The sequence below is a fragment of the Plantactinospora solaniradicis genome, from assembly GCF_042658085.1.
Taxonomy (GTDB): Bacteria; Actinomycetota; Actinomycetes; order Mycobacteriales; family Micromonosporaceae; genus Plantactinospora; species Plantactinospora solaniradicis.
This window is the reverse complement of the sequence record NZ_JBHSPR010000011.1, coordinates 1-10,156: the sequence shown is the minus strand read 5'-3', so window position 1 is coordinate 10,156 and position 10,156 is coordinate 1. Positions and strand designations below refer to the sequence as shown.

The 10,156-nt window shown below is 68.2% G+C and carries 9 protein-coding genes and 1 pseudogene; 4 read left to right on the top strand and 6 right to left on the bottom strand.

What is annotated here, in order from left to right; all coding sequences use genetic code 11:
• Positions 1 to 60 precede the first annotated feature (60 nt).
• A complete protein-coding gene (locus tag ACFP2T_RS17590) occupies positions 61 to 1,029 on the bottom strand; it encodes a cyclase family protein (RefSeq protein ID WP_377422939.1) in 969 nt (322 codons plus the stop codon).
• A gap of 112 nt (positions 1,030 to 1,141) precedes the next feature.
• On the opposite strand from ACFP2T_RS17590, the gene ACFP2T_RS17585 reads away from it, so the two are divergent.
• The 4 genes from ACFP2T_RS17585 (at position 1,142) to ACFP2T_RS17570 (ending at position 6,057) form a co-directional block, all read left to right on the top strand.
• Entirely contained in the window at positions 1,142 to 1,978 is an 837-nt protein-coding gene (locus ACFP2T_RS17585; RefSeq protein ID WP_377422937.1) for an IclR family transcriptional regulator, read from the top strand.
• Between the two features lie 319 nt (positions 1,979 to 2,297).
• Entirely contained in the window at positions 2,298 to 3,623 is a 1,326-nt protein-coding gene (locus ACFP2T_RS17580) for an MFS transporter (protein WP_377422935.1), read from the top strand.
• Positions 3,620 to 4,345, top strand: coding sequence for an SDR family oxidoreductase (locus tag ACFP2T_RS17575; protein ID WP_377422933.1), 726 nt, complete (start codon positions 3,620 to 3,622; stop codon positions 4,343 to 4,345). Before ACFP2T_RS17580 ends, ACFP2T_RS17575 begins: the two co-directional genes overlap by 4 nt.
• Entirely contained in the window at positions 4,342 to 6,057 is a 1,716-nt protein-coding gene (locus tag ACFP2T_RS17570; RefSeq protein ID WP_377422930.1) for a thiamine pyrophosphate-binding protein, read from the top strand. The genes ACFP2T_RS17575 and ACFP2T_RS17570 overlap by 4 nt, the downstream gene beginning before the upstream one ends.
• A 388-nt stretch (positions 6,058 to 6,445) precedes the next feature.
• Here ACFP2T_RS17570 and ACFP2T_RS17565 read toward each other — a convergent pair whose 3' ends face one another.
• The 5 genes and pseudogenes from ACFP2T_RS17565 to ACFP2T_RS17545 all read right to left on the bottom strand — a co-directional run bounded on the left by ACFP2T_RS17565 (position 6,446) and on the right by ACFP2T_RS17545 (position 10,055).
• Positions 6,446 to 7,240, bottom strand: a complete 795-nt coding sequence (locus ACFP2T_RS17565) for a transposase family protein (RefSeq protein ID WP_377422928.1) — start codon at positions 7,238 to 7,240, stop codon at positions 6,446 to 6,448.
• A gap of 230 nt (positions 7,241 to 7,470) precedes the next feature.
• Positions 7,471 to 8,211 (bottom strand): transcriptional regulator, encoded by a 741-nt coding sequence (locus tag ACFP2T_RS17560; RefSeq protein WP_377422947.1) that lies wholly within the window; start codon positions 8,209 to 8,211, stop codon positions 7,471 to 7,473.
• Positions 8,212 to 8,336: 125 nt separating this feature from the next.
• Positions 8,337 to 8,790: pseudogene (locus ACFP2T_RS48165) on the bottom strand (transposase); the annotation flags it as partial.
• A gap of 28 nt (positions 8,791 to 8,818) precedes the next feature.
• Positions 8,819 to 9,007, bottom strand: a complete 189-nt coding sequence (locus ACFP2T_RS17550; RefSeq protein ID WP_377422944.1) for an IS3 family transposase — start codon at positions 9,005 to 9,007, stop codon at positions 8,819 to 8,821.
• 790 nt (positions 9,008 to 9,797) lie between these two features.
• Entirely contained in the window at positions 9,798 to 10,055 is a 258-nt protein-coding gene (locus ACFP2T_RS17545; protein ID WP_377422942.1) for an integrase core domain-containing protein, read from the bottom strand.
• Positions 10,056 to 10,156 lie beyond the last annotated feature (101 nt).

Sequence of the window (10,156 nt, the reverse complement as noted above, 5' to 3'; positions counted from 1 at the left end):
GTCGATGGCTTCACTACTCAAGCCTGCCTCGATCCCGCCGACGCTCAACGCAACGGTGCCTCAGCGAATGGCCAGTGCGTTGGCCGGCGAGCCGAGGCCTCCGGGCGTGTTCATGGGTGCACTGATCAGAAGCGCGTCGTAGCTTCCGGTGCGCCGGCAGTCCTCGACGAGGTCGTACAGCCACCACAACTCGCCGAGCCCCATGCCGAACTGGCCGAGCAGGATCTGGTGCAGGAAACCGAACGGCCAGGCCTCCGGCCGCTCGTCGGGCGGCCACACCTCCACAGCCGGGCCGTCGGTGACGACGGCGGGCACGTGTAGGTCCCACAGGTACTCGGCCATCTCTTCGGAATGCTCCAGCCCGGGCGCGGTGAGCAGGTCGCGCCGGGACATCCGGGCCCGGGTGGCAGCGTCCTGGTCTCCGTACCACTGCAGAAAACCAGTGTGTAGCAGCAGGACGTCCCCGGTGTGCACCTCGATGCGGGCGGCCCGTAGTGCCTCGTCGAGGTCCGTGACACCCAGACTCACACTTGCACCGGGACCGCCACGGGCGTCAACAACCTCCGCAAGGTCGAGCACAACGGTGCGGGCCACGATGCCGCGGGCGGCCCAGTGGTCGATCGTCAGCGCACCCGACCGGACCTCGTTCAACGTCCGCCCGTTGTAGAACCGGTCGGGCGCGAACGCGACGTGTCCGATGGCGTCCCACTGGCTGCCCGCCTGCGGGTACACGTTGTCGTGTACATCGTCGAGGGCAACGCCGCCGCGCAGCTCGAAGGTCGTGCGACGAGGGGCTCCGCGCCCGAACAACGCCGGGTGCAGGTAGTCCGACCGCACATCCAGCGGGAACACGGCCCCGCGCCGCACGAGCCGTACGGCGTCGACGATCCGGCCGGCGGTCAGCAGGTTCATCAGGCCGAGCGAGTCCTCCGCCCCGAACAGGTGCCAGGCCGATCGTGCGCCGCCCTCGACCAGGGGAAGATCGCGATAGGCGGGCAGCCGGACACCGTCACGCGCTGGCTCTACCATGCGCATCCTCACCGACGTTCCGTTAAACGGAATCGAAGTCCCTTTTGACGGACCGTAGGGCGGGAGCTCCGTCCGTGTCAAGCCGACGGCTCGGATAGCATGGGGCACGCAGATGAACGCAGAAAGCTCCCTTCCCGGTCCCGGTGGCGGCGCACGTGGCGAGCACCAGAACATCGCCAGGGCGGCGCTCGTGCTTGAGGCGCTGGCCGGTGCGGGCCGCCCCGGCCTTCGGCTGACCGACGTCATCAACGAAACAGGACTCACCAAGACCGTGGCGCATCGGTTTCTCGGCGGGTTGGTGGCGAACGGAATGGCCAGGCTGGACCGCTCGTCGGGGCGGTACTTCCTGGGTGATCGGATCTTCACGTGGGCGGTGCGGGGCAGCGATCACTTCGAACTCGCCGAACGGGTAAGCCCGCATCTCCGCGCGCTCGCCGTCGAACTGCACGACACCGTGTACTTCTACCAGCGTCGCGATGACCACGCGATCTGCCTCGGCCGCGCCGAAGGCGACTTCCCGATCAAGACGCTGACCCTCAACATCGGCGACCGGCGCCCGCTCGGCGCCGGCAGCGGAAGCCTGGCCATCGTCGCGTACCTGCCCGACGAGGAGATCCAGCGACTGACGACCGAGCAGGCCGAGAACTACGCGACATATCATCTCACCGCCGACCGGTTGCGCGAGGACATCCTGCTCACCCGCGAGAACGGATACGCGCTGAACGTCGACCGCCTCATCCCCGGCATGAGCGGCATCGGAATCCCGATCCGCACCCAGGCGGGTGAACCCGTCGCCGCAGTGAGCGTGGTGGCGATCTCGCCCCGGCTCGCCGGCGACCGGCGCACCGAGGTCGCGCGCCGGCTCGGGGGGACCATCGCAACCATCGAGTCCGAACTCCACGGTGTCATCGAGGGGACATCCAGTACCAGTTTCTGGCGCGCCGGCTAACCATCGTGGGCCGTCACACGCCCGCCTGTATCGCCAACGGAACGCCGAGATGTTGCCGAGTTGCGGGGGCTGACGAAACTCTGACCTGCGGCTGGCCTCATCGCGGATGAGTCCGGCCGGCCCGCACCAGCACTTCCCGCGCCGGCCTCGTCGCGACCGTCCCTGCCGGATCACTGCCGCCTGACCACGAGGCGGAGCCTTGACATGCCGCATCGAGGACTCCTAATGTTCCTTTAATAGGAACCGACAGTCCGTTAAACGGAACATCCGCTGCCTTCTGACGGGTGCCCCACCCGTCGCCGGTACGAAGGAGTACGCCGTGACGGTCACATCCGACCCGCCGCCGGCTGTCCGCCAGAAACGTCGTCAGGCCCTTGTCGCCACGGGAGTCGGCAACTTCCTGGAGTGGTACGACTTCGCGGTGTACGGCCTGCTGGCCGTGCTCCTCGGACAACTGTTCTTCGCCGACGACGACCCGGTGACCGCCACGCTGCGCTCGCTCGGGGTATTCGCCGTCGGCTTCTTCTTCCGCCCGCTCGGCGCGATCCTGCTCGGCGTGATCGGTGACAAGCTCGGCCGGCGCACCGCGCTCGTGATCTCCATCACCACGATGGGTGCGGCGACCGTCCTGATTGGATTCTTGCCGACCTACGACCAGATCGGCGTCGTCGCGCCGATCCTGCTCATCGTGATCCGAGCCATCCAGGGGCTGTCCGCCGGCGGTGAGTGGACCACCTCCTCCGCCTACGTGATCGAAGGCGCCCCGAAGCACGCCCGGGCCCGGTACGGCAGCGTCATCTCGGGGACGGGCGCCCTCGCCACCGCGTTCGGCAGCTTCTTCGCTCTCGGCCTGAACACCGTGTTCACCCGCGAGCAGATGCTCTCCTTCGGCTGGCGCATTCCGTTCTGGATCGCCGGGCTCCTCGTCGTCGTCGGCCTGATCATCCGGCTACGGCTCGACGAATCACCGGTCTTCACCCAGCTACGAGCGGAACAGCGCATCTCCAGGTCCCCGCTGCGCACCGGCCTGCGCGCGAACTGGAAGCCCGGGGTGCTGACACTGGCGTTCGGCACGCTGCACGGCGTCGGCTACTACTACATCGCCACCTACACCGTGAACTACCTACAGGTGACCGTCGAGCTCGACGCCGAGCAGGCGCTGCTGATCGTCGGTAGCGCATTGCTCTGCTACGCCTCGCTGTGCGGAGTCGCCGGGTGGATCGTCGACCGGGTCGGCCGGCGCGTACCCAACCTGCTTGTCGCGGCCGGCTACGTGATCCTTCCGATCCCCGCGTTCGCACTCATGGGTACCGGCGCGATCCCGCTGATCGTCACCGGCCTGCTCGCGCTGGTCGTCGTGCAGGCCTTCGCCAGTGTCACCTGTGTCGTGCTGCTCGTCGAACTATTCCCGGCGAGCACCCGCTCGTCCAGCAGCGCGATCTCGTTCAACTTCGCGATCGCGTTCATCGCAGGCCCAGCCCCCTACGTGGGGGCCTGGCTCGCCGCCACCCTCGGCAGCCCGATCGCCCCCGCGTACTACCTCGTCGCGCTCGCGATCATCGCTATAACGGTGCTCGTCAAGCTGCTTCCCGAGACCAAGGACTGGGACCTGTCCTCCGACCGGTCGCAGTGGGTGTCGCCATGACCGAGCCCACGGCGGTCCCCGGGTCCCGTGTACTGGTGACCGGCGGCGCGGCCGGCATCGGCGCCGCCATCGCCGCACGCTGCCGCGCCGACGGCTACCACGTGGCGGTGATCGACCAGAAGCCGGTCCCCGGCGGCGTGCTCGCCGACCTCTCCGATCCGGACGAGACGGCCGCCGCGCTGGACACCGTGCTGGCGGACGGCCCGGTCACGCGGCTGGTGAACAACGTCGGCCTGGTGCGCCCGGCACCCGTGGAGGCCCAGACGCTGTCCGACATGGACGCCGTCCTCGCGCTCAACATCCGGCTGCCATTGCAGTGCCTCCAGGCGCTTCTGCCCGGCATGAAGGAGGCCGGCCACGGGCGGGTCGTGAACATCTCCTCCCGCGCCGCCCTCGGCAAGCAGGAGCGATCCGCCTACGCCGCGTCCAAGGCCGCGCTCATCGGAGCCACTCGGGTCTGGGCCCTAGAACTCGGCCGGCACGGCATCACGGTGAACGCAATCGGCCCCGGTCCCATCCAGACCGACCTGTTCACCAGATCGAACGCGCCCGACGATCCCCGTACCCACGCACTGCTGCAAGGGATCCCGGTCGGTCGCGTCGGCACACCCGAGGACGTCGCCGGGGCGACCTCGTACTTCCTCAGCGACGGCAGCGGATTCGTCACCGGCCAGACGCTCTACGTCTGCGGCGGGCTCACGATCGGCGCCGCGCCGCTGTGACCGGCAGACTCGACATCAGCGGTGGCGAGGCGATCGCCAGAATGCTCCGCGTCTTCGACGGCGGCCCGATATTCGGCATCGGCGGCTTCCAGCTACTCCCCTTCTACGACGCCGCACGCAGGTTGGGCCTGGAGCATCACCTGGTGACCGACGAGCGGGGCGGGGTGTTCGCCGCCGATGCATATGCCAAGGCGTCCGGCCGGGTCGGCCTCGTCGACGCCACCCTCGGACCCGGCGCGACCAACCTGATCACGGGTCTGGTCGAGGCGTTGAACGCCGGCACACCGCTGGTGGCGCTGGTCGGCGACGCTCACCGCGACCACGCCGGGAAGAACATGACCCAGGAGGGCCGGCAGGTCGACATCCTGCGGCCGGCGTGCAAGGAACTGATCCGGATCGAGACGACCGCCCGGATTCCGGAACTGGTCCGTCGCGCGTTCGCCGTGGCCACGACCGGCCGGCCAGGCCCGGTCGTGCTCGATGTGCCGGAGGACGTCGTACACGGCCGGCACGCCTTCGATCCGGCCGAGTTCACCGGGCCGAGCGCCAATCGGGCGGTACCAGCGTTGCGGGCCAGGCCAGACGGCGCGGCCGTGCGGCAGGCAGCAGAACTGCTCGCGACCGCCCGACGGCCGGTGATCCTCGCCGGCGGCGGGGTACACCTGTCGGGTGCGGCCGACACGTTGACCGACTTCGCCAGGTCGCTGTCGATCCCGGTGGCCCACACGCTGACCGGCAAGGGCGCCATCCCCTGTACGGACCCGCTGAACGCCGGCCTGTTCGGCCGCTACGACCGCATCGCCAACGTCCTGATCGACGAGGCCGACCTGCTGCTCGTGATCGGCTGCAAGCTCGGGGAGATCGCCACGAAGCGCTACATGGTGCCCCGCCCCGGCGCCGCGATCATCCAGTTGGACGTAGTGGCCGAGGAGTTCGGCCGCACCGTCGAGCCGGACGTGCTGCTCTGGGGCGACGCGCTGCTGGGCATCCAGGACCTGCGGGCCGAGCTCGATTCGGAAGCGGCCGCCATCGGCTCACGGCTGGCATCCCGGGCGGCGGACGTTGCCCGCCGGATGACCGCCTGGCGGGAGAGCGTAGCCGACCGGCTGTACTCCGACGAGACGCCGATCAGCGTCGCCCGCCTGATGACCGAGATCAACACGGCGCTACCGGCCGACGGTTACCTGGTCACCGACGCCGGCTTCGCCACCCATTGGGGCGGGCTGCTGTTCGACAGCAGGCGCCCGGGCCGCTCGTTCGTGCCCGACCGCGGGTTCGCGTCCATCGGCTACGGGGTATCCGGCGCGATAGGCGTGGCGCTCGCCGCGCCGGGCCGCCCGGTAATGAGCCTGACCGGCGACGGCGGATTCGCCATGGCCCTCGGCGAACTGGAGACCGCACACCGGCTCGGCCTCACCCTCACGCTCATCGTGGTCAACAACGCCGCATCCGGATACGTCAAAGCGTTGCAGCACCTCATCTACGGCACGGACGCATACCACGCGTCAGACCTCACCGACATCAACTTCGCCAACGTCGCCCGGTCCCTCGGCTGCCACGGAATACGGGTCGACCAGCCACCGGAACTGGCCCCGGCGCTCAAGCTCGCGCTGTCCACCCCCGGCCCGACCGTGCTCGACGTCGTGGTCACCCGCGACCCGGCAGCTATGTTGCCCGGAGTTGACAGTCGGGCCCGCCCGGCGACGGGCTAGGGCCCGCGTCAGGCCGATGGTAGGCGAGAGGACGTCACCTACACGAGCGTGACCGAGACATTCGTCCGGCGCCGATCCTGGCCGACGCGGGAAGAAACCCCTGGACTCACGGTGGCCCGCCACCCGACTCCAGACCCGTTGTCGAGGACGCGCCGGAGGACTGGTCGGCAGGTGCGCGGCCGGATCTGGAACCGTCCGACCGGGTGGTGCTTGCCGGGCTGTCGAGGCTGTTGCCGCAGGCGTGGTGGTCGGCGTTCTTCGTCACCCCGGCGACGCTGTTGCGCTGGCACCATAATCTGAACGCGCGGCAATGGACCTATCCGTTCCCCGGCAGTTACGAGCTCATGCGCAATAGTGAGGGCTGTGAGCTGCGGTGCTCGGGTGCCGTCTACCAGGTGATCATGCGGTCGGAGACGAGGCCGGCGACGGCGTTGAGGGTTTCGGGTAGTAGTTCGCGGCGGCCGGTAAATCGCTGTAGTTGGCGCCACCACTTCAGCTCGGCGATGGCGTGTTCGACCGGGATTCGTTGTGACGACTGGTGTTTACGCTCGGCCTCCCATTGAACCTGCCGGGCCGGTGGCGCGCCGGGACGCAGTTTCAACGGCGGTGCGATGACCTGGCGGGGATGGGTCCTGGCGAGTCCCTGGTAACCGGCGTCGACCAGGACCCGCACCTGCGGGTGCGCGTCCAGTAGACCGTCGATGCCCTCGACCCGCACCGCAGTGGTGTCGTGCATCCGGCCGGGCCGGTAGCCGCCGCACCACAGCGTTGCTCCGTACTCGTCGGCCACGACGGTGGCCTTGATCGTGTTCTGCTTGACCTTGCCGGACACGAACGCCTTGCGGCCGGGCCGCCCGACGCGGGGCCGGCGTACCCGGATCTCGGTCGCGTCCAGGCGCAACGTCACACCTTCGGTCGCGGCGTAGGCGAATACATCCGCCAACGTTCGTAGCCGTACCCCGCTCGGCCGGGCGTACCCCCTGCCGGCCAGCAACGGCCGAACCTGCCCTATCGCCCGGGTGACCGTGGAACGGTCGACGCCGAACCCGACGGCCAGGGCCTTGTGCGGTATCCCCAGCCGCAGATGAGCCAGCGTCATGATCAGCCGGTCGGTGAACCGCAGCGTCAGACGTCGACCCGCTCCCGCCGCCCGCCGACGCGGCCTGCCACGTCGGGCTCGCAACCGGCCCTCCCGCCCAGCCCACCAGGCCGAACACAGCTCCACCCGCAGCAGGTGCAGATGCCGTCGGGAGATCCCTGTGAACGCGGGATGACTGAACACACGACGAGCCCACCGGATCGACACCCGAAGATCATCACTCACGCCGGGTCGACGCCACCGACCGTCCTATTGCGCACGAGCTCGTTAGATGGCTGCGACCAGGACGGATGAGGTTTTCGGCACTCACACGGTCACGGATCAGGTATCTCACTTGGCAGCCTGCGTCTTCGAGGTCCATCACCAGGTTGTGTGCCGTCTGGGTCACCCCAGCTGGCGGTCGGATGCGCGGTGACACCGAGGATCCGGACCCGGCGGGCGGCGTGCTCGATGACGGCCAGGACGTACAGCTTGGTACCGGTCAGTGTGGTCGTCTCGAAGAAGTCCGCGGCGATGATCGTGTAGGCCTGGGAACGCAGGAACGCCGCCCACGTGCTGCTCGTGCGTTCCGGTGCCGGCGCGATACCGGCGTCCTTGAGGATCTCCCAGACCGTGGATGCGGCGACCTTCACCCCCAGAACGAGCAGTTCGCCGTGGATCCTGCGGTAACCCCACGCCGGGTTCTCCGAGGCCAGGCGCAGGACCAGCCGGCGGATCGACCGGACCGTTCGGGGCCGCCCGACCTGGTGGGGCCGGGAACGCTGGGCATGCCGTCGGGCGATCAGATCCCGGTGCCAGCGCAGCACCGTGTCAGGGCTTACCAGCAGCCGCAGATGACGCAGCAGGGTTCGCGGTAACGGGTGCAGCAGGGCGGCCAGCCACGCCCGGTCCGCCCGGGTGAACCGGACCCGGTCACCATGCAACTGCCGTTCGAGAATCATGACCTGGTGCCGTAACGCCAAGATCTCGGCGTCCTTGTCACGCTCGCTCATCGGCAGCAGCCGCAGCAGGGCGAGAGTGTTGGCCACGCCGAGGTACACCAGTCGAGACAGCACACCCCATCGTCGCCCAGCGCTTATCGTAGACCACCACCGTGATTCGGCCGACCGATCCGCGCCGGGACCGGCCGATCCAACCTCGGTGATCAAATGGCTGTTACCAGGGTGGATGAGGTTTTCGGCACCCGCAGGGTGAGCTGGCGGCTGAGTCCGCTTTGCCGCCGCAGTAGGGCGCCTGGTAAATCGTCTCGTGACAGACATGCCACGACCCTGGTCGGGATGGGCCTGCCGAAGCCATGCGGAGATCTGTTGCGGGCTCCAATCCTGTTCCAGCTTGGCCTCGATAACGGCGCGCAGGCTGGTGTCGGCGAGCAGCCGTCCACCTCGCGGACGGCGGGCTCGCTGCTGTGCTCGCGAGTGGGCCAGGTCGCCGTTATAAACGCCGCGGTCGTGTGGGCGCACGTTGCGGCGCAGCTCTCTGCTCACCGTCGATGGTGAGCGGCCCAGCTGCTCTGCGATCGCCCGGATCGTCAAGCCCTGCCTGCGCAAGGTGGCGATCCGTTGCCGCTCCAACAGCGACAGGTACCGGCCTGACCGGACGTCGTCCGCCAGCCAGGCTGGTGGCACGCCGTTTGAGTTTCCCCCGCTTTGATGGAGCGGGTGGTTACCTGCTGCCGGCCGGCGCAGGGGTGGTGATAGGTGGCTCGGCTGGGTTGTGTCGGCGGGTGTGCCAGGCGGTTTCGTACTCGTCGGGGCTGAGGTAGCCGAGTTCCTCCTGGATGCGACGGGTGTTGTACCAGCCGTCGATGTAGGCGAAGATCGCGTTCTCGGCCTGTGCCGTTCGGAAATTCAGTTCGGCTGCGCTGCCTGCGAATACTTGTTGGCGCCAGCGAGCATCCGACGGGGGACTGGGTCACCCAGCAGGCCCGGAACCTTGTGTTCCTGGCCTGGCTGCTGGTGACGATGCGGACGTCGTAGCGGCGGGTGGGGTGGCTGTTCGTTTGTCCGGGTGGTCGTCCGGGCCGTGGTCCGGTGTTTACGCCGGGGCAGGCGAGAGGCTGTTGGCTGCTGAGGCTGTCGCCGTCCGGAGGCTGGTCGGCGGCTTGCTCGACAGGCGCCGGGAGCAGGGCCGACCGGCTCCCGTGACTGAGCCCGGCGTCGAAGTTCGGGGTCAGATCGCTCGCCGTGCGCTGCTGACGGTGACTGCGGCCGACGGGATGGGCTTGCGACGACTCCTTTACTCGGCCGGTTTATGCTGTGGGCGACCTGGACAAACGTGCGTGAGCATGCCGCTGGGCCACCGGACTACTGGGGGTCAAGGGGTCGTCGGTTCGAATCCGGCCGTCCCGACAGGGTTAAAGGCCAGCTTAGCTGGCCTTTTTCATCTATCGCTGCGAATGTCGTGGCGTGGTCTCGACACTCGATTTTGCCTATACGAGCGTACGGTTTACGGATCGTCGCCGCCCGGCGGTACTTCCTCCGATCCTCGACGAAGTACGTGGGTGGCCTTGCCCTCACCCGATGTCGGGGGTATCGGGCCGAAACCTTGATCATTGAAAACGCCGGTTGAGCAGGCATTACAGCGGTTCACACTCCGATTCCCGACGTAGCGCTGCGGGTGCCGACAATCCCGTCCGCGCTGGTCAGGCGGCGTTCTCGTATTCGTGTAGGAGTCCGCCGAGTTGGTCGTGCCGACGAACGTGCAGGCGTGTCAGCGCTGCGGGATCGGTGAGCGGTTCGGGTAGCGGTAGCAGAGGCCGGGCGTTCGCGATGCCGCGATGCGGGCGGTGCCGGTTGTGGTGTCGTTCGAACTCGCGGAGGGCGTGTATCAGGTGGGCTTGGTTCCAGATGAGTGTCCGGTCGAGCAGTTCATGCCGGCAGGTTTGGATCCAGCGTTCCATGATCGAGTTCATGCGGGGTATTCGGACACCACTGCGCACGACCGCGATCCCGGCGTCGGCGAGGACCGCGTCGAACAGGGCCGGATACTTGCCGTCTCGAT